This window comes from Streptomyces buecherae (genome assembly GCF_014295035.1).
GTDB classification, from domain to species: Bacteria; Actinomycetota; Actinomycetes; order Streptomycetales; family Streptomycetaceae; genus Streptomyces; species Streptomyces youssoufiensis.
In genome coordinates, this window is sequence record NZ_CP060404.1 from 640829 (window position 1) to 662756 (window position 21928).

20 protein-coding genes are annotated in these 21928 nt (G+C 74.1%); 9 read left to right on the forward strand and 11 right to left on the reverse strand.

Translation table 11 applies throughout. The features are described from left to right. The first annotated feature begins 32 nt into the window (after nt 1-32). Nucleotides 33-1490, forward strand: coding sequence for a PP2C family protein-serine/threonine phosphatase (locus H7H31_RS02225; RefSeq protein ID WP_187062320.1), 1458 nt, complete (start codon nt 33-35; stop codon nt 1488-1490). A gap of 327 nt (nt 1491-1817) precedes the next feature. Here the strand turns inward: H7H31_RS02225 and H7H31_RS02230 are convergent, their stop codons facing one another. Beyond that, nucleotides 1818-3296, reverse strand: coding sequence for a DNA-binding protein NsdB (locus H7H31_RS02230; RefSeq protein WP_187062321.1), 1479 nt, complete (start codon nt 3294-3296; stop codon nt 1818-1820). 422 nt (nt 3297-3718) lie between these two features. Here H7H31_RS02230 and H7H31_RS02235 point away from each other — a divergent pair, with 422 nt between their 5' ends. Next, the gene (locus H7H31_RS02235) at nt 3719-4828 is read left to right on the forward strand and encodes an aminoglycoside phosphotransferase family protein (protein ID WP_187062322.1); all 1110 of its coding nucleotides are present in this window, start codon (nt 3719-3721) and stop codon (nt 4826-4828) included. Nucleotides 4829-5054: 226 nt separating this feature from the next. Then, nucleotides 5055-7061 carry a peptidoglycan recognition protein family protein gene (locus H7H31_RS02240; RefSeq protein ID WP_187062329.1) on the forward strand — a complete coding sequence of 669 codons (2007 nt, stop codon included), beginning with the start codon at nt 5055-5057 and terminating at the stop codon, nt 7059-7061. A 110-nt stretch (nt 7062-7171) separates the two neighbouring features. Here the strand turns inward: H7H31_RS02240 and H7H31_RS02245 are convergent, their stop codons facing one another. The 6 genes from H7H31_RS02245 to H7H31_RS02270 all read right to left on the reverse strand — a co-directional run bounded on the left by H7H31_RS02245 (nt 7172) and on the right by H7H31_RS02270 (nt 12669). Further along, the gene (locus H7H31_RS02245; RefSeq protein WP_187062323.1) at nt 7172-7669 is read right to left on the reverse strand and encodes a hypothetical protein; all 498 of its coding nucleotides are present in this window, start codon (nt 7667-7669) and stop codon (nt 7172-7174) included. 201 nt (nt 7670-7870) lie between these two features. Next, the gene (locus tag H7H31_RS02250) at nt 7871-8419 is read right to left on the reverse strand and encodes a GNAT family N-acetyltransferase (protein ID WP_187062324.1); all 549 of its coding nucleotides are present in this window, start codon (nt 8417-8419) and stop codon (nt 7871-7873) included. Nucleotides 8420-8632: 213 nt separating this feature from the next. Then, nucleotides 8633-8872 (reverse strand): DUF397 domain-containing protein, encoded by a 240-nt coding sequence (locus H7H31_RS02255; protein ID WP_187062325.1) that lies wholly within the window; start codon nt 8870-8872, stop codon nt 8633-8635. Between the two features lie 238 nt (nt 8873-9110). Further along, nucleotides 9111-9836: a gamma subclass chorismate mutase AroQ gene (gene aroQ, locus H7H31_RS02260; RefSeq protein WP_187062326.1), complete on the reverse strand. Its 726-nt coding sequence runs from the start codon at nt 9834-9836 to the stop codon at nt 9111-9113. Next, nucleotides 9836-10327 carry a nitroreductase family deazaflavin-dependent oxidoreductase gene (locus H7H31_RS02265; RefSeq protein ID WP_187062327.1) on the reverse strand — a complete coding sequence of 164 codons (492 nt, stop codon included), beginning with the start codon at nt 10325-10327 and terminating at the stop codon, nt 9836-9838. The genes aroQ and H7H31_RS02265 overlap by 1 nt, the downstream gene beginning before the upstream one ends. 71 nt (nt 10328-10398) lie before the next feature. Next, complete coding sequence (locus H7H31_RS02270; RefSeq protein WP_187117718.1) at nt 10399-12669, reverse strand: serine/threonine-protein kinase; 2271 nt, start codon at nt 12667-12669, stop codon at nt 10399-10401. A 288-nt stretch (nt 12670-12957) separates the two neighbouring features. Between H7H31_RS02270 and H7H31_RS02275 the strand changes: the two genes are divergently transcribed. The 5 genes from H7H31_RS02275 (at nt 12958) to H7H31_RS02295 (ending at nt 16280) form a co-directional block, all read left to right on the forward strand. Then, entirely contained in the window at nt 12958-13104 is a 147-nt protein-coding gene (locus H7H31_RS02275) for a hypothetical protein (RefSeq protein ID WP_187063183.1), read from the forward strand. A 305-nt stretch (nt 13105-13409) separates the two neighbouring features. Then, nucleotides 13410-14243 carry a hypothetical protein gene (locus tag H7H31_RS02280; RefSeq protein WP_187117719.1) on the forward strand — a complete coding sequence of 278 codons (834 nt, stop codon included), beginning with the start codon at nt 13410-13412 and terminating at the stop codon, nt 14241-14243. A 284-nt stretch (nt 14244-14527) separates the two neighbouring features. Continuing rightward, entirely contained in the window at nt 14528-15067 is a 540-nt protein-coding gene (locus tag H7H31_RS02285; protein WP_187063184.1) for an AraC-like ligand-binding domain-containing protein, read from the forward strand. Continuing rightward, nucleotides 15019-15657, forward strand: a complete 639-nt coding sequence (locus tag H7H31_RS02290; RefSeq protein ID WP_187117720.1) for a helix-turn-helix domain-containing protein — start codon at nt 15019-15021, stop codon at nt 15655-15657. Before H7H31_RS02285 ends, H7H31_RS02290 begins: the two co-directional genes overlap by 49 nt. 191 nt (nt 15658-15848) lie before the next feature. Then, nucleotides 15849-16280 (forward strand): PPOX class F420-dependent oxidoreductase, encoded by a 432-nt coding sequence (locus tag H7H31_RS02295; protein ID WP_187063186.1) that lies wholly within the window; start codon nt 15849-15851, stop codon nt 16278-16280. A 155-nt stretch (nt 16281-16435) separates the two neighbouring features. Here H7H31_RS02295 and H7H31_RS02300 read toward each other — a convergent pair whose 3' ends face one another. Together H7H31_RS02300 and H7H31_RS02305 are read right to left on the reverse strand one after the other, a co-directional pair. Next, nucleotides 16436-18151, reverse strand: coding sequence for a protein kinase domain-containing protein (locus tag H7H31_RS02300; RefSeq protein ID WP_187063187.1), 1716 nt, complete (start codon nt 18149-18151; stop codon nt 16436-16438). Between the two features lie 197 nt (nt 18152-18348). Continuing rightward, complete coding sequence (locus tag H7H31_RS02305; RefSeq protein WP_187063188.1) at nt 18349-18948, reverse strand: TetR/AcrR family transcriptional regulator; 600 nt, start codon at nt 18946-18948, stop codon at nt 18349-18351. 94 nt (nt 18949-19042) lie between these two features. Between H7H31_RS02305 and H7H31_RS02310 the strand changes: the two genes are divergently transcribed. Further along, nucleotides 19043-20083 carry an NAD(P)-dependent alcohol dehydrogenase gene (locus H7H31_RS02310; protein WP_187063189.1) on the forward strand — a complete coding sequence of 347 codons (1041 nt, stop codon included), beginning with the start codon at nt 19043-19045 and terminating at the stop codon, nt 20081-20083. Nucleotides 20084-20220: 137 nt separating this feature from the next. Here the strand turns inward: H7H31_RS02310 and H7H31_RS02315 are convergent, their stop codons facing one another. Together H7H31_RS02315 and H7H31_RS02320 are read right to left on the reverse strand one after the other, a co-directional pair. After that, the gene (locus H7H31_RS02315; protein ID WP_187063190.1) at nt 20221-20763 is read right to left on the reverse strand and encodes a VOC family protein; all 543 of its coding nucleotides are present in this window, start codon (nt 20761-20763) and stop codon (nt 20221-20223) included. A 318-nt stretch (nt 20764-21081) separates the two neighbouring features. Then, on the reverse strand, nt 21082-21477 hold the full coding sequence (locus H7H31_RS02320) for a winged helix-turn-helix transcriptional regulator (RefSeq protein ID WP_232109644.1): 396 nt from the start codon (nt 21475-21477) through the stop codon (nt 21082-21084). Between the last annotated feature and the right edge of the window lie 451 nt (nt 21478-21928).

Consider the following 21928-nt stretch of genomic DNA (forward strand, 5'->3'; position numbering starts at 1 on the left):
GGTCGCGCCGCGCCTGTATCGGAGTACGTCCCATGCCGTCGCCCCTCTTCGCGGACCGTCCCGCACCGCAGCCGCCCGAGCGCGGCGCTCTCGACGCACTGATCTCGCAGACCCGCCGGCTGCGCGGCGGCCTGGACGCCGTCCGCCGTGGGTCCGGGGTCGAGGACGAGCAGTTCGAGGATCCGCGCGCCCGCTGGCAGCGCGCCCTGTGCGAGTTGGCCGTCCACCACCTGGACGATCTCGGCGAGCACTTGGGCCAGCTTCGCGAGGGAGTGCCGACCGACCTCGAGGAGACGCCGCCCCGCGAGCGCCGCCCCGCCGCGCCGCCGGAGCCCGAGCACCGCTCGTTGCTGAGCCGCGTCGGCAGCGCCGAGTGGAACCTGCTCACCGACGAGGTGACCTGGTCGCCGGAGCTCTACGAGATCTTCGGACGGCAGCCGGCCGACGGCGGCCTCTCCCTGGACGAGCTGCCCTCCTGGGTACACCCCGCGGACCAGGCGGCGCTGACCGCGATGGTCACCGACTGTCTGGTGGACGGCACGCCGATCGACGGCGAGTTCCGCATCATGGGCCCGGGCCCGCGCGAGCGCACGGTGCACATGATGGGCGAGCCGGTCCTCGAAGCCGACGGAAGCACCGGCTCGATGTGGGCCGTGCTGCGCGACGTCAGCGCGCTGCGCCGCAGCCAGCAGGCCGTGCGCGAGTCCCGCGACTCCCTCCAGCGCGAGCGGCACATCGCACAGACCGAGCGCCGCCTCGCCGTCGAACTCCAGGAGGCCGTCCTCCCCCCCTGGCGCGGCTCGCTGCGCCTGCCGCACCCGACGGGCGAGGACTCCCTCGACCTCGCGGCCCACTACTTCCCCTCCGCCATCAGCGCGCTGATCGGCGGCGACTGGTACGACGCGCTGCACCTGCCCGACGGGCGCACCCTGCTCAGCGTCGGCGACCTGACCGGCCACGGGGTGGCCGCCACCTCGGGCATGGCCACCCTGCTCGGCGCGCTGCGCGGGATGGCCGTGGCCGGCGTGGAGCCGGGCCCGCTGATGGGGTTCCTGAACCACATGCTCGACGCCGCGCCCCAACCGGCGCTCGGCAGCGCCATCTGCGCCCTCTACGACCCCCGCGCCCACACCCTCACCTGGTCCCAGGCCGGTCACCCCGCCCCGCTGCTGTTCCGCGGCGGAGCGGGGTGGTCGCTGCGACCGCCGGAGGGCGTGCTGCTCGGCGCCACCTCCGGGGCGACGTACACCCAGCGCACCGAGGTGCTGGAGCCGGGCGACATGCTCGTCCTGCACACCGACGGGCTGGCGCCCCGCGGCCCGCTGGTCGGTGACGCGACGGGAGCCGAGCGACTGCTGCGCCTCGCCGACCGGTTCGCCTCGGCCCGTACGGCACAGGAGTGCGTGCGCAGCGTCGCCGAGACCTTCGGCAACGAGGAGCGCGAGGACGACGCGTGTGTCCTCATCGCCCGGATCGGCTCCGACGCATGAGCCGCCACCGCCCGCACACCGCCACGGCGGGGGTTCGTGCGACGTACGACCACACCGTCGGTCGTGCGTCGGCCCCGGCCACCCGGCACGGTGGTGGGCGCGCGCTGGTCACGCCACAGTGCCCTGTGGCGGCCGTGCCTGCCCCGCTCGCGGCGTCCGCGTCGCTGACCGGCGTGCCGTGCGCTCGCGTGGCCCCGCCCACCGGCGGGCTCGGACCTGGGTGACCCCGGGTCACCTCCCGCAGTCGGCTCGGCCATCGCGTACGGGCCCGCGTCGGCCTGCGTGACGAGGGCCTGGGGAGAGGGTGAAGGTCGTGCCGACGGGCCGTCAGACGGTGGTCCTGCGCTCCGGTCCTTCGCCACCGCGATGCGGCAGCGCCTCCTTGATCTCCTCCCGCAGGTTCCTGATCTGCGCCTGGCTCGCGTACTGGCCGGTGAGCCGGTACATCTCGCGCAGCCGGTCCCAGGTGCGCAGTGAGGATGTCTCGCCGATGGTGACCAGGGCCAACCGCGCGTAGCGGTCGCCTTTTTCCGGCTCGTCGTCGATGAAGCAGGCCGAGGCCATGGAGATGTGGTCGAAGATCTGCGACCGCTCCCGGCCCCCCACGCGCAGCCGCAGCGCCTCCTTCGCGTGGTGCTGCGCGACGACCGCGGCACCGGGCTCGTGTTCGGCGAGCGTGCGGTACGCCAGGGCCTGCATGCCGTGCAGGTCGGCCTCGTCGAACATCTGCATCCAGCTCGGCGGCGGCACGTCGCCCTTGTCCGAGACGAAGAGTTCCTCCGCCTCGCCCAGCGTGCGGCGCATGGCCTGGCCGCGGCCCATCGACGCCTGGGCCCACGCCTCGATGGTGTGCAGCATGGCGCGGGTGCGCGGCAGCGCCTCCTCGCCCGAGCCGGACTTGGCCAGCTTCATGAGGTCCAGGGCCTCGTCGGGCCGGCCCAGGTGCACCATCTGCCGTGCGGCCCGGGACAGCGCCTCACCGGCCCGGGGACGGTCGCCCCCCTCGCGCGCGGCGTGGGCGGCGATCACGAAGTACTTCTGGGCCGTGGGCTCAAGGCCCACGTCGTGGGACATCCAGCCGGCCAGGACCGCCAGGTTGGCCGCCACCCCCCACAACCTGCGCTGGAGATGCGGCGGGTGGTGGTAGGCGAGCATGCCGCCCACCTCGTTGAGCTGGCCCACCACCGCCTTGCGCTGGAGTCCGCCACCACGGGAGGCGTCCCAGGCGCGGAAGATGTCGACGGACTTCTCCAGCGCCTCGATCTCGGCGGAGCCCACGGGCGCCGCCTCGTAGCGGTCGAAGCTGGCGTGGTCGGCGGCGTGCGAACCGGGGTGGAAGGGGGCGTCGGTTGACAGGGCGGGATCGGCGTGCAGCCAGTCGTACATGGCGCTGCTGAGCACGGAGCCCGCGGTGAGCGCGGCTCCCGCGCCCACCAGGCTGCGTCGGTTGAACATGAGGTCCATTCCCGTGAATTCGGTGAGGACCTGGGCCGTACGCCCGGGCGCCCAGGGCAGACCGTCGTGGGCTTGCCCTTTACCCGCGCGTCCGTGGCGGCCGAATCCGAGGTCCTCGATGGTCACGACACGACCGAGTCGCTCGGTGAACAGGGCGGCCAACACCTTCGGTACGGGATCGCGAGGCGTCTCGCCGGTCTCGATCCATCGCCGCACCCGCGAGGTGTCGGTCGCCAGTTGCGGATGGCCCATGGCCGCCGCCTGCCGGTTCACGAGTCTCGCGAGTTCCCCCTTGGACCAGCCGGCGAGGCCGAACAGGTCCGAAAGACGGGTATTGGGTTCCCTCGTCACGTCAAGCCCCCAGGTTCTCGGCTGAGTTGACAGTAGCCCCAGGGGTGGGGGGTAGCGAGCATTCGCCAGGGTTCGCCAGGGTCCGCCAGATGGTGTGCCACCCGTGCGCGGGTGTCCTGTAGGAACGCGCCACCCTCCCCTGGCTTTCGGGCTCAGGTGACGCAACCACGTGCGGTGATGTCGCGGGCTTCGCGGCAGGGCGGCGCGTGGCGTGCCGGCTCCCGAGCCGGCGCGGCCCCTTCCAGGAACCGTCACGACAGTGCCGGGGCCCGCCACGGCGGCGCCACCCTGATCCGGGCTTGCGCACCGTGTCCGCGCGCCGGGGCACCAGCCCGGCAGGCGGACCGCATTCCCCAGGGTGCGGTCACCTCCGGGTCTGGAGCGCACGCACTTGCCGGCACACGAAGGGATCTGTCTCGCCCATGTACACAGCACCGTCCCCCGTGTCCGCCCCTCTTCGGCCGCATCGCCCACACGCCGGCGGCGGGCCGTACCTCGATCCCAGCCGCGGCGGACGGGCGCGACGCGCTGAGGGCGCCCTTCCCCAGCCGCTGAACGGGAGGCTCGACCTGTCCGGCCCGCAGGGGGCCCGGTTGCGGACGGCCATCGCGGCGGTGCACCGGGTCTGTCCCGAGTTCAACCCCGTCCAGGTGTTGCGTCGCGGCGGGCGCTCGGTCCTCCTGGTCGGCACGACGGGGCGGACCACGGCGGTCGCGAAGTGTCTGCTCGACCACTCCCCGGCCTGGGCGGACCGGTTCCATCACGAAATAGCTGCTTACCGGGCCTTCGTACGGCACCGCCCGCCGGTGCGCGTACCACGGCTCATCGCCGCCGACCCCGACAACTGCACGCTGGTCATGGAGCGCGTGCCGGGGCGGGTGACGACCCCGCAACGGCATCCGACCGAGACACCGCCGCGCACCGACCTGCGCAGCGCGCTCGCCGCGATCCACCGGGTCAACGCCTGGCGCCCGCCGCCCGGCCTGTTCGACGCTCCCATCGACTACGCCGCCCGACTGGCCCGCTACCACGAGCTGGGGTTGCTCACCGACCGGGACATCGGCGACCTCCAGAAGCTGCTGCGCGGCATCGCGCAGGCCCAGGGCCGGCAGACCCAGGGGCAGTTCTGCCACGGCGAGGCGGTGCTCTCGAACATGCTGTTCACGCCGTCGGGGGCGGCGCTGATCGACTGGGACCACGCGGGGTGGTACCTGCCGGGCTACGACCTGGCCACCCTGTGGGTGGTGGTGGGCGCCGACGCCGCGCTCGCGCGGCGGCAGATCTCCCAGTTGGCGCAGAGCGCGGGGTGCGCGGCGCGGGACGCGTTCCTGGTCAACCTCATGCTGGTGCTGACCCGGGAGATCCGCATGTACGAGACGGCCGTGCAGCGCACGATGCGCGATCCCGCGCCGGCGGCCCCCGGCGAGCCGGGCGCCGGAGCCGGTGAGCGGCAGCGACTGTTGTTGCGGCGGCTGCACGACGACTGCGCGCTCGCGCGGCGTGCCGTGCGCGCCGCGGTCGGCACGCGCTGAGCCGGCGCGGACCGTCACCGCCCCTGCCGGCGCCGCCGCGACACGGCACCGACAGGGGCAACGCGCCCTGGAACGAAGGTCAGTTGAGAAACCGGCTCGGACGTGATTGACGAGCCCCTCGCCAGCAGCTACCTCTAAGTGGGTTCAGCCCCGCACGCCCGATCGCTCCCGCGCGCCACCCCGCGTGGGAGCTACGGCTCAGCTTGAGGAGGCTGTGTTGCCAAGGTTGCCAGGATTCACCCGGAAACGAACGGCGGCGAGCGGCTACGCCGACCGTCGTGCCCGGCCGTCATCGCGCGCGTTCAGCGCCACGGCGTCGATCGCCCTGCTCCTGCCGCTGCTGGCCGCGGCCCCCACGGCCACGGCCGACCAGCCGCGCGGCGGCGGGCTCCAGCAGGCGTTCACGGCCGCGGCGGAGCGCTTCGACGTGCCGCGCGAGGTGCTGCTCGGCGTCTCGTACCTCCAGTCCCGCTGGGACGGCCACCGGGGCGCGCCCAGCGTCGGCGGTGGCTACGGGCCGATGCACCTCACCGACGCGGCCACGGCGCTGGCCTCGGCCACGCACCACGCGCACGGTGCCGAGGACCCGCGGGGGGACGACGCGCGAGCGCCCTGGAGGGCGGCCCCCGTACTGCCCGAGCCGCCCGCGGCGGACGACCTGCCGGCGCGCCTGCGCACCCTGGAGCGGGCCCAGCGGCTGACCGGGTTGCCGGCACGGGAGCTGCGGGAGAGCCCCGCGGCCAACGTGCACGGCGGCGCCGCGCTGCTCGCCGCCGCGCAGAAACGTCTCGACCTGCCGCTCAGCCCCGATCCGGCCCGCTGGTACGCGGCGGTTGCCGACTACGCCGGGGCCGCCGACACCGCGACGGCCAAGGCGTTCGCGGACGAGGTGTACGCGGTGCTGCGCACCGGGGCCCAGCGCACCACCGACGCGGGTGAGCGGGTGCGGCTCGACCGGCACCCCGGCCTGCGCCCCGACGTCGCGACGCTGCGCCGGCTCGGCCTGCCCGCCGGTGAGCGGGGGCCGGGCGTCGAGTGTCCGCGCGGCGTGTCCTGCGAGTCGGTGCCCGCGCCGTACCAGGAGCTCGGGGACGGCGACTACGGCAACCACGACAAGGCCGACCGCCCCGCGTCGCAGCGGATCGACTACATCATCGTGCACGACACGGAGGGCTACTGGGACACCGCGCTCAAGCTGGTGCAGGACCCGACGTACGTCTCCTGGCACTACACCCTGCGGGCCTCGGACGGGCACATCGCGCAGCACGTGCCGACCAAGGATGTCGGCTGGCACGCCGGCAACTGGTACGTCAACGCCAAGTCGGTGGGCCTTGAGCACGAGGGGTTCCTGACGGCGCCGGACGCCTGGTACACCGAGGCGATGTACCGGTCGTCGGCGCGGCTGGTGCGCTATCTGGCCCGGCGGTACGACGTCCCGCTGGACCGGCAGCACATCCTGGGCCACGACAACGTGCCGGGCACCGTCACCTCGTCCATCAGGGGCATGCACACCGATCCCGGCCCGTACTGGGACTGGGCGCACTACTTCCGGCTGCTCGGCGCCCCGCTCCGGCAGACGGCGGGGCCCGACGGCGGGCTGGTCACCATCCGCCCGGACTACGACCGGCACCAGCCGGACTACACCGACTGCGGTAAGCCGGGCCAGCCGTGCGCGCCGCACGGCTCCGGCGCCGTGCGGCTGCACACCGCGCCGCGCGCGGACGCGCCGCTGGTCTCGGACGTGGGGCTGCGCCCGGACGGGTCGCCGGCGACCACCGGGGTCAACGACACCGGCGCCCGCGCCTCCACCGGTCAGCGCTACGCGGTGGCCGGGCGCGAGGGCGACTGGACGGCGATCTGGTACCTGGGCCAGCGCGCGTGGTTCCACAACCCCGCTCAGCGGCCGACGGCCGTGCACGCCGCCGGCTGGGTGGTGACGCCACGTCCCGGCAGGAGCGAGGTGCCGGTGTACGGCCGGGCGTACCCGGAGCCGGCGGCCTATCCGCAGGGCGTGCCGGTGCAGGCGGTGTCGCCGCTGCCGTACGCGCTGAAGGCGGGCCAGCGGTACGCCGTGGGGCTGCGGACCCGGGGCGAGTACCTGTGGGCGACGACCTTCGACCCGGCCGGGCACAAGGTGGTGCGCGGTGAGGAGACGTACTACCAGATCCAGTTCGGGCACCGGGTGGCGTTCGTGCGGGCGGCGGACGTGACGGTGCGGCCCTCGGGGCGGTAGCCGGACGGGAGGGGACAGGCGAAGGCCCCCGGTGCGCCGATGCGCCGGGGGCCTCGTCGGATGTCGCGGGTTCGCCGTCGGGGGCTCGCCCGCTCGTGGCTCGCCTGTCGTCAGCCCTGCTGGAAGAGTTCCGCCGGCAGCGGCTTCAGGAGCCGGTAGAGGTCGTCGGTGATGGGCCGGTCCCAGCTCGCGATGGTGACCAGGACGCCGTCGCTGCGGTCGAACTGCACGCAGGAGACCCGGCTCTCGGAGAGCTTGATACGGCGCACGATCAGCAGGTTGTCCTCGTGCATCACCGGGCTGTCCTCGGACGAGACGACCCGCACGGGCTCGTCGTTGCCCAGCGCGTCCAGGAGCTGCGTCACCTCGAAGGGCACGCCCTCGCCCACCTCGCGGACGGGCGAGCCGGCCGGCAGGTTCCCGATGATCATCGCGGGCCCGCGTCCGCCGAACAGGTCGTACCGCAGGAACACGCCCTGACAGCTACCGTCCGGCGCGGGCAGCAGCCCGGCCCCCAGGTCGCCGGGCCAGTCCCCCGGGTCCATGGCGAGGACATCGAAGTCCGGACCTGTCGGCGTGGCGGCGCTGCGGCGGCGGAGAAACGACATGCCGACATGGTACGTGCCCGGAGGGAGGGCGTGCGGCGCCCGGGGAGTCGCTCAGCGCGATCCCTCGGCCACGAATTTCGAAGGTCGGAAGCCCCGGTTAATTTATCCACGACTACAGAAGAACCGGCGGTGCCGGACCGCTGACCGCCGGTGGCGGCGGGCTTCCGGTCGCCGGCTCGGCGGCCCGGCGGGCGCGCGGGCTCAGGGGGTGGCGCGCGGCCCGCCCGTGGTGCTCCAGCGGATCTCGCCGTCCACCACCTCGTCGGACGCGGTCAGGCCGAGCGCCCGGGCGACGGCCATGGAGGCGTCGTGGCGTGGGTGGATGTACGCGACCAGCCCGGTCACTCCCTGGTTCCGCAGCCAACTCGCCATCGCGAGCGCCCCCTCGCGCGCGTAGCCGCTGCCCTGGTAGGGGACGCCGACCACCCAGGCGAGCGACGCCTCCAGCCCTCCCGTGGTCGGGCGGTTCAGCGTCGCCTGGACGGTGCCGACCACCTGCCCGTCCGCTCTCCGGCGCAGCATCCAGTTCAGCCATCCCTGGCCGCCGTCCGGCGACCGGCCCACCTCCTGGCGGGCGTACCGGGCCTCGAGCCGCGCGAGCGAGCTGGGCGCCCCGCCGGTCCAGGTGTGCAGCCGGGCGTCGTCGAAGACGCCCACCGCCTCGCGCGCGTGCGCGCGCCGCAGCGGCTCCAGGCGCAGGCGCGGCGTCGTCAGCGGGGCCGCGGCGGGCCAGGGCGTGGGCACGGTCATGGAGGCACCCTAGGCAGACGGCCGCTGTGCGGATGGCGCCAATGCGGATGGCGGCGGTGCGGGCCGTGGATTGGCGTGGACGCGCGCGAGCTGCCCGGGCCGCTGGTGCGCGGCCGGGGCAGCTCGTGGGCCCTGACGCCGGTGCGGCGCCGGACGGGGTCCTGCGGGCCGGGCCGCGGGGCCCGGCGGTGGGCCACGGAGGTGGCCCCTGGGTCAGGTCAGGTCGAACTCGCCGTCACGCGCGCCGAGTACGAAGGCGCGCCACTCGGCAGGGGTGAAGATCAGCGCGGGGCCCTCCGGGTGACGGCCGTCCCGCATCGCGATGTACCCCTCCACGAAGGCGATCTGGACGTCACCCGATCCCTGGCTGCTCGACTGCCACTGCGCGTCGCTGAGGTCGAGTTGCGGCTTCTTGCCGCCCGCCAGTGCTTGTTCAGTGGTGCTGTCGGCCACGTCCGTGCTCCTCCCGGTTCGTCATCCGGAGTCAGCCTATCCACGGGTCGGGGCCGCGGGACAGGTCACTGCGGAAGATGCCCGACCGCACCGGGAGGAGCAGCCGCACACCCGTACGAGGTGCGGAGAAGTCGCGCCCAAGACGGGGAGGATCGGCAACCGAACGGCGACGGAGGCGTGATGGCCGGGCGACGACCGACCACACGACGCGACGCATCCCGACTACGGGGCTACGGGGCTACGGGGCTACGGGGCTACGGGGCCAGCGTCCGGCCGAGGCGGTGGGTGGTGGCGCGCACACCGAGCGCAGGGCGCGTGCGAGGGCCACGCCGTGCGGCCCGTCCAGCGCCTGGTCCCGGTGCGCGCGTGCGGCCTCGGGCAGCAGCGCGACGGGGCACAGCCAGGCGGTGCGGGCGGGCTCGGCGACGGCGATGGCGCGGACGAGGCCGCCGTTGATCCGGTTGATCTCCGCCCGGACCCGGGCCAGGTCGGGTCGTTCGGTCGGGGCCTGGTCCGGCGCGGCGCGCCACCGGCGGTGCAGCGCGTGCTGGACGAGCTTGTTCGCCTCGATCTGGTCCCGGAAGACGGCGACCGTCGCCACCGGTTCGCCGCCCACCTCGTCCGTCTGCCGGGCGGCGGCGGCCAGGACCTGTCGTTCGCGCTCCGGGTCGTCGATCGGCTGCCCGGTCTCCCACTTCGCCGCGGCGACCAGGTCGGCGGTCCGCAGCCGCCGCGCCGACAGCTCGGCCAGCGGTCGCAGCGCGCCGTGCGGCCCGGCCCAGGCCGGCGCGGGCGGGGCGTGGTTCGCGGTCTCAACGGCACGTGCCGCGCGTACGGATGGTGTTGGGCCGGGGTCGTGCGCCGGCGCGGCCGTCGCCGCCCGGGGCACGGCGGTGAGCGCGAGCACGGCGAGGGCGCCGATCAGTACGGCCCGCGAGCGGGGCGCGTCGGGCACCGCACGCATCAGGTTCCCGTCGTCGGCGCTGGGGTGTCGGCCGGCCCGGTCGCGGGCGGGGTCGTGGGCTCCAGCACGAAGACGGGGATCACGCGGTCGGTCTTCTCCTGGTACTCGGCGTACGGCGGGAACGCGGCGACCGCCCGCTCCCACCACGCGGCCTTCTCCTCCCCGGTGACCTCACGGGCCGTCATGTCCCGGCGCACGGCACCGTCCTGCAGCTCGACGTGCGGGGCGGAGGCGACGTTGGCGTACCAGAGCGGGTGGCGCGGGGAGCCGCCGTTCGAGGCCACGGCCGCGTACCGTCCCTCGTGTTCCACGCGCATCAGCGGGATCTTGCGGATCTTGCCGCTCCGCGCGCCGCGCGTCGTGAGGATGACGACGGGCAGGCCCGTGTCCCACAGCGTCGCCCCTCGGGTGCCGCCCGAACTCTCGTACAACTCGACCTGTTCACGCACCCACCGCACCGGATGCGGTGCGTACTCACCCTCAAGCGGCATCGCCTTCACCCCTCGTCGCGTACGGAACGTGTGGGGTAGCTCACCACAGGCGCCGCGCGGTCGCACCCCCGCTAGTCGTCGCGCGGGGGCTCGCCGTGGTGCAGGGCGGCTGCCTGGCGGTAGACGGCGACTGCCTCCTCGTGGCGGCCGAGCCGCTCCAGGCACTGGGCCTCGTCGTTGCGGCTGGCCAGGGTGTCCGGGTGGTCAGGGCCGAGGACGCGGGCGCGGGCGGAGGCGACCTCGTGGTAGGCCGTCAGCGCGTCCTGCCAGCGGTCGAGCCAACCCAGGCAGACGGCCACCTCGCGGCGGCTGACCAGGGTGTCGGGGTGGTCGCGGCCGAGCACGCGCTCGCGGATGGCGCACACGTCCCGCGCCTCGTCCAGCGCCTCCTCCCAGCGCCCGAGGCGGCCGAGGTTGACGCCGAGGCCGTGCCGGGCGCGCAGGGTCTCCGGGTCGTCGGCGCCGTGCACCCGCGCCCGGTCGGCGGTCAGGCCCTGGTAGAGCGTGAGGGCCTCTTCGCTGCGGCCCAGTCGGCCGAGGCTGATGCCCACCTCGTAGCGGGCCGCGAGGGTGTCCGGGTGGTCGGCGCCGAGCGCCTCCTCGCGGGCGGCGGCCACCTCCCGGTAGGCGCGCAGGGCCTCGTCGGAGCGGCCGAGTTGGCCGAGCGCGTAGGCCACCTCGTACCGGGTGACGAGGGTGTCCGGGTGCAGGGCGCCCAGCACCCTGGCCCGGGCGTCGGCCACCTCCCGCGCCATGCGGTACGACTCGTCCAGGCGGCCGAGGCGGCTGAGGTTGAAGGCCAGGTTGTGCCGACAGCGCAGGGTGTCGGGGTGGTCGGGGCCCATGACGCGCTCGCGGGCGGCGAGTACGACGCCGTACACCTCGTGCGCCTCCTGGTGGCGGCCGAGTTGGCTGAGCACGTACGCGCTCTCCTGGCGGGCCGCGAGGGTCTCGGGGTGGTCCGGGCCGAGGACGCGCTCGCGGCCCTCGGCCACCCGACCGTACTCGCGCAGCGCCTCGGCCGGCTGGCCGAGCCGGCTGAGCGTGAAGGCGACCTCGTAGCGGCTGGCCAGGGTGTCGGGGTGGTCGGGGCCGAGCGCCTGTTCCCGCTCGGCGGCCACCGCGCGGTGCACCTCGGCCGCGTCCTCCCAGCGGCCGAGGCGGGCGAAGCTGAGCCCGGCGTGGTGCCGGATGGCGAGCCGGTCGAGCACGCCCGGGGGCGGGGTGGGGCGCTGGGGTTCGGGAACGGGCGGGGCCTCGGGCAGGTTGGCGTGGGGGCCCGTCCACGCGCCGGTGAGGCCCGCGGTGCGGTCCAGCGGCTGTTCGAGGACCGTGCCGCTGCCCATGGCCTTGGTGCCGGTGGTGATGTGCCGGGCCCACCGGGGCAGGTCGGGGTCGACGGCCGGGGCGCTGGCGACCGGGGCGGTGGCCGGGCCGGCGGCGACGCGGGCGGCGGGGGCGCCGGCGGGCACCTGGCCGGCCGCCGCCATCCTGGCGCGGCTGGCGGCGATGCGGGTGGCGAGCGTGGCCGCGTCTCCCGGGCGCCGCTCCGGGGCCTTGGCCAGCAGGTCCAGGACGACGTCCGCGAACGGCGTGGGCAGCTCGGGGCGGAGGACGCGCGGCGGCTGCGGCGGGGTGTCGCGGTGGCCGACGAGCACGGCCCAGGCGTCGTCGTGGTCGAACGGCGGGGCCCCGGTGGCCAGTTCGTAGAGTACGCAGCCGAGCGAGTACAGGTCGCTGCGGTGGTCCACCAGGCCGCCGGCGATCTGCTCGGGCGACATGTAGTGCGGGGTGCCCATGGCGATGCCGGTGCCGGTCAGCCGGGAGGTGAAGCCGATGTCGTGGCCGAGGCGCGCGATGCCGAAGTCGCAGATCTTTACCGTGCCGTCGGTCAGCCGCATGATGTTGGCGGGCTTCAGGTCGCGGTGCACGATGCCCTGCCGGTGGGTGTAGGCCAGGGCGTGGCTGACCTGCTCGGCGATGTCCACCGTGTCGGCCACGGGCAGCGGGTGCGGCTGGCTGTCGTCCAGGAGTTGGCTGAGGTTGCGCCCTTCGAGCAGCTCCATCACGAGGTAGAGGATGCCCTCGTGCTCGCCGAAGTCGTGCACCACGGTCACCCCGCGGTGCTGGAGGGAGGCGGCCACCCGCGCCTCGCGGCGGAAGCGTTCGCGCAGCACGCTCAGGTAGGACGCGTCGTGCTGGGGGCCTATCGGCTTGAGGCACTTGACGGCGACGAGGCGGCCGAGCGAGGTGTCACGGGCCCGCCACACTTCGCCCATGCCGCCCCGCCCGATGATGTCGAGAAGCTGGTACCGGCCCTGGATCAGCCTGGTCTCCGCCATCGATTCCGCCATCGGCTGCCGTCGCCCCCGTCGTGTGGTGCCGTGCCTCCCCTGTCCGTCCAGTATGGCCGCCGGGCCGAGCGGCACGCAGGCGAGTAAGGGGCGGCTGCGCCGCCGCGGGCCGCGACGGCGCTTCCAGCGGGACCGACGGGCCGCGATTGCCGGCCTGTGGAGCCGGGTACACGGTCCGCGCGTCGCCGGGTGCCGTGCGGGTCAGGGCCGTGGCCGGCGGCGCGTATGGTCGGCCATGAGGCCGTGTCGTACGGCCAACGAACGGATGGAGGAGCCATGTCGGGCTTGCTGAGTCGCATCAAGGCGTTCGCGAGCAGCCCCCAGGGGCGCAAGTTGGTGACGGAGGGCAAGCGCGCGGCGTCCGATCCCCGCAAGCGGGCACAGGCCCAGCAGCTTCTGCGCCGGCTGCGGGGCCGGCGCTAGGGCGGTACGCGCCGGTGGCGCGGCGGCCGGTGCGCACGCGCCCGCCGGTGGGTGTTCGGGGGTGCGGGGGCGGCAGCGGGTGGCAGGTCGCGCCGGCGCCCGGCGTGGCGCGCCCCTCGGCGCGCCCGCCGGGCGCGCGGACGGGCGGGGCGACGGTCGCCGGGCCGGGGCCCGCCCGGTCGGCGTCACGCGCCGGCGCCACCGGTTCCGCCTGCTCCCTGGGCGTACGCCGAGTGCGGTAGCGCGCCGGGCCATCGTGGGTCGCCCGCCTCGGGACGGGGGGAGGCGCTACCGACGACCCTGGCATGACATACGCGACAACGCGCCGGCCCGTGATGGCCGGCGCCGCCCTGTTCGCGGCAGCGTCGCCGCAAGCGGCCGGTGCCGCAGGCCGGGTGATCGAGGAACGGCGCCTCGACGAGCGGCTGGTCGAACTCACCTCGCGCTCCCCCGCCCTGGGCCGCACGATTCCGATGGCCCTGCTCACCCCGCGTGGCTGGTACCGCCGCCGCCCGGACGACCGCTGGCCGACCCTCTACCTGCTGGCCGGCGGCCACGGCGACCACACCATATGGACCGGCATCTTCCGCGTGCGGAACCTGCCCGAGTCGCGGGACGTGTTGGTGGTCGTGCCCGCCATGCCCGTGTTCGGCTTGCGGACCGACCGGTGGCACCACAGCGCCGGCGGCCCGCCCCGCACCCGCACCTACTTCCTGCGCGAGGTCGTGCCGCTCGTGGAGCGCCGCTACGGCGCCGGGCCGCGCCGGCGGCGGCCGGCGAGTCGCGGGGCGGCTTCGGGGCCCTGGGGTTCGCTGCCCGGGTCCCCGGCCTGTTCCGCGCCATGGCCGCCTTCGGCTCCCCCACGCACCCGATCCAGCACCCGGAGGTATGGCTCTCGGGTGCGGCCTTCCTCGGCGTCGAGGACCCGTACGCGATCTTCGGCGACCGCTGGCGCCAGGGGCGGGTCTGGCTGGACTGGGACCCGTACCACCGGGCCGACGGCCTACGGGACACACGCCGCTCCACCTCAGCTCCGGCGGCGGCCGGCGCACATCCACCCCGGCACGCACTCCGGCGCCTACGGCCACCGCGCGTCGCGACACGCGTTGCCCCTGTTGCTCGGGGGGCTGCGCGGCTGAGGCGCGCGGCACGGGCTGCCGCGCCCGTGGCGGGCACGGCAGCACTACGTCCGTGTCACACACCCGCATCAGTGTGGTCCGACGCGCCCGAAAAGGGCTGCAGGACAAAGGTTCGATGCCCAAGACTCGGTGGGCCGGTCAAGCGCGGACCGTCGTCCCTCGCGGGAGGGGCAGCGCCCGTCGAGCCGAGGCGAACGCCGGGGCGTCGGCACGGAAGGGCGCATCGGCGCGGGCCGATCGCGGGCTCGGGCGGCGGACGCGCGCACGTCATCAACGGAGGACGAGTGACGTACAGCTTCCAGCACGGGGACGATCTGCCACGGGAAGAGCGGTTCGACTGGTGGTGCGAGGTGAGCAATCGCACCGTGTCACCGGCTCGTGTCAGCAGTGAGCACCTGAACGACTTCTCCGCCCACCTCGAGACGCTGGCCCTGGGCGGCGCGCGCCTCACGTCCCTGGTCTTCTCGCCGGTCAGGGCGCAGCGCACCGCCGCGCTCATCAACAGCAGCGATCCCGAGGAGTACGAACTCGTGCTCGCGGTCCAGCGCGAGCAGCGCATCGCGCAGGAGCGCCGCGACATCCTGCTGGCCGCCGGCGAGTTCGCCCTGCGCAGCACGTCGCGCCCCTACGACTGTCGTACGCCCGACCGCGGCGGGCCGGGGCGGGAGGACTCCCGCGTGCTGACCCTGCAACTGCCGCGCGGCGTGTTGCCGTTAGCCAGCGACCGGGTGGACCGCTTACTGGTGCGCAACATGTCCGCGACGCACGGGGGGCGGTGCTCGCCGACTTCCTGCGCAGCGTGTTGCGCCAGGGGCCGGCGCTGACGCCCGTGGCCGCGCAGCGGATCGGCGCGACGGCGGTGGAACTGGCCGCCTCCGTCTTCGCGCACCACCTCGACGCCGACGCCGAGCTTCCGCCGGAGGCGCGCCACCGGATGCTGTTGGCGCGCATCGAGCGCTTCATCGAGGAGAACCTCCCGCATCCGCACCTGACCCCGGCGGCCATCGCCGCGCACCACCACATCTCGCTGCGGTTCCTGCACGCCCTCTTCCGCGCGCGACAGCGCGCCGTGGCCGCGACCATTCGGCACCGCCGGCTGGAGCGCTGCCGTGCCGACCTGGCCGACGCGCGGTGGCGCGCGGTGCCCATCCAGGCCATCGCCGCGCGCTGGGGGTACACCGACGCGGCGGGCTTCAGCCGCGCCTTCCGCGCCGCGTACGGGATGGCGCCCAGCGACTTCCGGCACCGCGCCGACCGGGACGGGCAGCGCCTGTCGCGCGGGCCGGGTTGGGGTCCGGGCGGGTCGGGCGCGGTCTACCTGCGGCACGAGTCGGGGCGGGCGCCGCGCTCCCGGCGCGCGGACGACGGGTCGGCGGGTGGCAGCGGCCCGCGGCGCTTCCCCCGCGGATCGTGACCGCGGCCGGCACCGCGCGGGACGCGACCTGGCCACGGCGCGGGCGTGGCCGGGCATCCATGTGGGCGCGCGGCGCGCCGGGCCCGGCGGCCCGGGCCTCCTCACCCGATCGGCCGGTTCCGCGGGGGCATCGGCGGCGGGTTGGCCGCGCGGGGGAATAGCCGGCCCCCGCGCGTGGCTTGATCTCCGACATGACCGCTACCTCGTACGATCCGCGCACGCTGCTCGCCGAAAGCCGGCTCGGTGTCCTCGCGACCATCAAGTCGGACGGCCGCCCGCAGCTCTCGCCCGTGATGCCCTTCTACGACCGGGAGGCCGAGGTCCTGTACGTGTCGATGACCGAGGGCCGGGCCAAGACGGCCAATCTGCGGCGTGACCCGCGCGCGGCCCTGGAGGTCACCGGCCCCGATGGGTTCGCGTGGGCCACCGCCGAGGGGACCGTGACGCTGATCGGGCCGGGCAGCGACCCGCACGGCGTCGAGGTCGAGGCGCTGGTCGACTACTACCGCCGGGCGGCCGGGGAGCACCCGAACTGGGAGGAGTACCGGTCCGTGATGGTCTCCGACCGCAGGGTGCTGATGACGATGGCGGTCGAGCGCGTGTACGGCGAGAAGATCCGCTGACGGCCCGTCGCGGCCGGCCCGCCCTCCGGGGCCCGGGCCGGCCACGGCACCGGGAGGCTCACTCCCGCCTGGCGCCGCTGTCGCCGCCGTCGCCGATGTCGTCCCAGTGCTGGAGTGGCCGCGGCGGTTCGAGTACGGCGTCGGCGTAGTCGCCGTCAGCGACCTCGATCCTCATGGCGCGACGCGCGGAGAAGGCCCAGAACTGGTTCGGCTCGTTCGGCACGGGCAGCACGGCGGATCTCCCGCTTGAAGTCCGGGAAGTCGTCGAAGGTGTCGGACCAGGCGCTGAGCTTCGACGGTCCCTGGGCCACCACGCCCCCGGGCTCCGTGCCGTCGTGCAGGCGGACGCGTACGTACTCGCTCCCCGCGAACACCCAGACCTCGTTCGGCACGTCCGGGGTCGGCATGATGGCGTCGATGCCGTCCAGGAAGCCCGGCCGGCCGGCGAAGGCTTCGGCCCAGTCGTCGAGCGGGCGCGGTCCGGCGAGCAGCGTGTCCGCGTGCGGATGGCTCGCGCCGACCCTGATGCGCATGTACTGGTCGCCGGAGAAGACCCAGTACTGGTCCCGCTGGCCGGGGACGCGCAGCGTCGCGTCGATCCTCTTCGTGAAGCCGGGGGCTCGCTGGAAGGTGTTGCTCCACCCGCTCAGCGAGGTCGCGGAGGTGGTGTGCCTCTTGCGGAACGGAGCGCCGGAGGCCGCGACGTCGACCCGGGTGTACTGGTTGGCGGAGAACAGCCAGTAGGTGCCCGGGGCGGCGTGACCCAACTCGCCGGGGACGGGCATGACGGCGTCGACCGGTGTCAGTCGCCCGTTCGCGGCCGGGGGCGCGGCGGGCCGGGCCGCCCCGCCGGAGGGGGTCGTCGCGCCGGCGGCGGCCGACGAACCGTCCGGCGAGCGGCTCACCAGGACCGCGGCGACGACCGCGCCCGCCACGAGTGCGCCGATCACGGGAATGGCCCAGCGCGGCAGCCGGCGGCGGGCGGGTGCGGGCGTGGGTTGCAAGCTGGGGAACACGGCGTCGCGTACGGTGGCGGGCCGCTGCGGGGCGTCCCCCGCTACGGCGCGCAGGTGGGCCAGGATGGTGGGCGTGAGGGGGCGTGCGGCGGGGTCCTTGCGCAGCAGGGCCTCGATGAGGGGACGCAGCGGGCCGACGCTCGGCGGGATCTCCGGTTGGCCGTGGGCCACCGCGTGCAGTATGGCGGCGGCCTCCGAGCGCTCGAAGGGCGAGCGGCCGGAGACCAGCGCACACAGCGTGCAGCCCAGCGAGAACAGGTCGCTGGGCGGCCCCACCGGCTGGTCGACCAGGCGCTCCGGGGCGAGAAACGGGAGGGAGCCGACCACCTCGCCGGGCCCGGTGAGCGAGTCCGTGTCGCTGTCGGTGAGCACCGCGATGCCGAAGTCGCAGAGGACGACGTTGCCGTCGGGGCGCAGCAGCACGTTGGCCGGCTTGACGTCCCGGTGCAGCGCGCCGACGGCGTGCACCGCGTCCAGCGCCGCGACGAGTTGGAGGCCGACCGCGGCGGTCTGAGCGGGCGTCAACGGGCCGTTGGAGGCGAGGTACTCGGCCAGGGACGGGCCCTTGACCAGTTCCATGACGATCCACAGTCGCCCGTCGTGCTGCACCAGGTCGTAGACGTCCACCACATGGGGGTGCGAGATCCGGGCCACGGCACGGGCCTCGCGCATCGCGCGCCGCATCCGGTGGCTGAGTTCGGCTCCCGTGGTGTGCAGGGGGATCTCTTTGATCGCCACGGTGCGGCCCAGGAGTTGGTCCGTGGCACGCCACACTGTTCCCATGCCGCCGCTGCCGATGCGGGCGACGATTACGTATCGGTCAGCGATGGCGCGCTGTTCCCCATTACCAGTCACTCCGGCACCGTACTCACGCCAGGCGACGCGGTGTGCGCAATGGCCACTCTTCGTATGGGCCCACGAGCCCACGAGCCTCTTCGACCCCGGCCTCAGAGCGACGAGCAGCGCTTCGGCGCCGACGCCTCGGCCCGGCTGCCCGCCAGCGGCACCACACTCCGGGCGCCGTCGGCGCGGTCAGCCAGGACATCGCCTGGTCACGCGTCGCCCCGGCCGCCGGCGATGGCGCTGTGGACGCAGTCGCGGAGCAGGGCGCGGCGCCGGTCGTGTACGTCGTCGGGTTCCTGGCCACTGGCCGCGTACACGTTGCTGACCGGTGACCAGGCCATGGACATGGCGATGACCATGGCCATGATGTCGAACGGGTCGCCGGCGCGGACCCGCCCGGCGGCCTGGGCCTCGGCGATGGCCGTGAGCTTGCGGTCGTCGTGGTGCTGGTGGGTCTCGACGAGGTGTCCGGCGGGCCGACGCTCCAGTCGTGTCCAGGTCGCCAGCCGGATGAGGTCGGGGCGACGCAGGTACTCGTCGTAGAGGCGCACAGCCCAGTCCGCGAGATCGTCGGCGTCGATGGGCACCACGTTGGTGATGCGCTCCAGCGAGCTGAGGAAGATCGCGTCGAAGAGTCGCTCCTTGTCGCCGAAGTAGGCGTAGAGCTGGGCCTTGTTGGTGCGCGCCGCCGTCACGATGCGTTCGATACGCGCCCCGGCGATGCCGTGCTGGGCGAACTCTTCGGTGGCGGCGTCCAGGATGCGCTGGTAGGTCGCGGCGCCTCGCGAGGTCTGGGGCTGTTCCGGCATGCCGGCAGGCTACCAAACAGAACAGTTGGTTTACTTTGCGCCGCCGCCGCGCCTAGGCTCTGGCAAACCGAACAGTCTGTCTGAGGAGTTCCGCATGCGAACGACCACCGGATGGCGGGCGGCCGGCCCGACGACGCTGCGGCGTGCGCCACTGGAGCGCCGCGACCCGCGCCCGGACGACATCGCGGTACGCGTGGACTACTGCGGCGTGTGCCACACCGACCTGCACGCCCTGCGCTCCTACGACCCGCACGCGCGAACACCTCTGGTCCCCGGTCACGAGTTCACCGGCGTGGTGGCCGGGATCGGCCCCGAGGTGACCGCCTTCGCGGTCGGGGACCGTGTCGCGGTGGGCAACATCGTCGACTCCTGCGGCGCGTGCGCCATGTGCGAAGCCGGGCAGGAGAACTTCTGCCACGCCTTCCCGACCCTGACCTACGGCGGCATCGACCGGCACGACGGGTCAACGACCCTGGGCGGCTACTCCCGCGAGTACGTCGTGCGCGAGGCCTTCGCCTACCCGCTCCCCTCCGGTCTCGACCTGGCCGCGACCGCCCCGTTGATGTGCGCCGGCGTCACGGTCTGGGAGCCCCTGCGCTCCCTCGGCGTGCGCCCCGGCAGTCGCGTCGCCGTGGCCGGCCTCGGCGGCCTGGGTCACCTCGCGGTCAAGATGGCCGTGGCACTCGGCGCCACCACCACCGTCATCAGCCGCACCCAGGACAAGCGCGACGACGCCCGCGAACTGGGCGCCCACGACCTCGTCGCCTCCACCGACGCCCGGCAGATGGCCAGGGCACGCGACTCCTTCGACGTCGTCATCGACACCATCTCCGCCCCGCACGACCTCGCTCCGTATCTGAGGCTGGTGGCGATGGACGGCACCCTCAGCCTGCTCGGGTACCTGGGCCCCGTCACCGTGGAGACGACGGACCTGCTCATCGGCCGTAAGAAGCTCAGCTCCGCGGGCAGCGGAGGCCGCCGGGCGACGGCCGAGATGCTCCGGTTCTGCGCCGACCACGACATCACCGCCGACATCGAGGTCCTCCCGTCGTCCCAGGTGGACACGGCGCTCGACCGCCTCCGACGCCACGACGTCCGCTACCGCTTCGTCCTCGACATGTCCGACCTGGACTGAGCGGACGAGTCGACCGTCGGGGGTGGCTGCGGGGACCGGGGCGGGTCGCGTGGTGGTTGGCCTCCAGTGGGTCGGGGAGGCCCCGCGAGGGGCCCGGCGGGCCGGGCGAGTGATGGCCCGCCGGGGAGGGGCGGCGTTTACCGGTTCAGCGACGGACCGGGACGGGTCGGGGACGAGATACCGATCCCGCCGGGGAGGTCGGCGCCGAACTGTGCGACGGCCGCGTCCAGGTCGAGCGGCGCGAAAGCCTCGCGGGTCACCTCGTCGACCCTGTCGGCGGGCACCAGCCAGCACACTTCGAACTGCAGGCCGTCCGGGTCGTTGGCGTACAGCGACTTGGTGGTGCCGTGGTCTATCTCGTGGGCCAACTCGCCTGCCCGCGACAATCTGTCGCGGATCTGGCGGAGTTCGGCCAGGGTGTCCACCTCCCACGCCAGGTGCGCGAGCCCGGGCCGTCGCCCCGGGCCCCGCGGGGACGCCGGGTCCGCGATCCGCATGAGGGCCAGGTCGTGGTCGTTGGTCGATCCTTCGGCCTGCAGGAACGCGGCCTCGGGCACCCTGTCGCCGTCGGCGTGGAGGCGGTGGTTGACGCGGAAGTTCAGCAGGTCGGCGTAGAAGGTGACGCTCCGTTCGAGGTCGCGGACGTAGAGCACGGCGTGGTTGAGGCGCTGGACAGGCATGTCACTCCTCGCTTGGTTACGTTTGGTGCGTAACCCCACCGTAGGGAAGTAGCGGGAGCCTCACAAAAGGCACATTGATGTGCGCGAGGCACACCGCTGGCCGTATCCCCGGCCGCGACCGTGCCGCCGCTCCGCCGCCGCGCGACCGGCGGGCATCTCACGTCCGGGGTCGTCGAACTGCTCGACCGCCACGGCTTGTTCGGCGAGGTGAGGCGATGCGCGGAACCCCCTCGCGAGGGGACATGGCGAGGGCACGGACCGGTTGAGGTCCGCGCCCCGAGAGGCGCTCACTTTCCGCGATCGCGAAGCGTGAACCCTTCAGGGCCGGGCCCCGGAGGGGGCGGTGGCGTCGAGGCGGGAGCGGTTGGCACGGATCTCGTCGTGGTGGTCGGCCACCCAACCGACCAACTGCCGGACGATGTCGTGCAGTTCGCCGCCGAGCGGAGCGAGCGCGTACTCCACGCGCGGTGGCACCTCGGCGTAGGCGGTGCGGCTGACCAGTCCGTCGTCCGCGAGTTGGCGAAGGGTGCGGGTCAGCATGCGCTGGGAGATGCCCGGGATCTGGCGCCGCAAGTCCGTGTAGCGCATCGGGCCGCTCTCCAGGACGGCGATGACCAACATGCTCCACTTGTCGCCCACCCGGTCGAGCACCTGGCGGACGAAGTCCATGTGCTCGACGGGGATGCTCGCGCACGGCCCGACCGAAGCCGCCATCCCCGTATCCACGCTGTCCCGCATAGCGCCCCGCCTCTCCCCCACGCACACCGATGTGCCTTTTGTACGGCCTTCCATGCTGTCCCATCATGACGTGACGAACAATCAGCAGGGATCAGGGGTCAGGCCATGGAGGGTGAGACCTGATCCGAGAACTACGGCCCCCGATAGGGCAGTTGGGCGGTCATCGGCCGGATCAGGCCGTGGAGTGATGTGAGCGCAGCGGTCACGTGGAGGCGGCCCACCGCTCGCCCCCCTGACCAACGACCTCCCGGAGGGCCGGAGGCTTCGGGGGCACCACTCCTTTGCTCGACGTCTCGCGCCCGCCCGGAACGCGACCCACCCGACCGTCCCCGACGCCGACAACCACGCGGCGGCCCGCGGCCCGGACGGCCGCGCGACACCCGCCGCCCACGACGCCCACGCTCGACCCATCCATCCGATCCACACG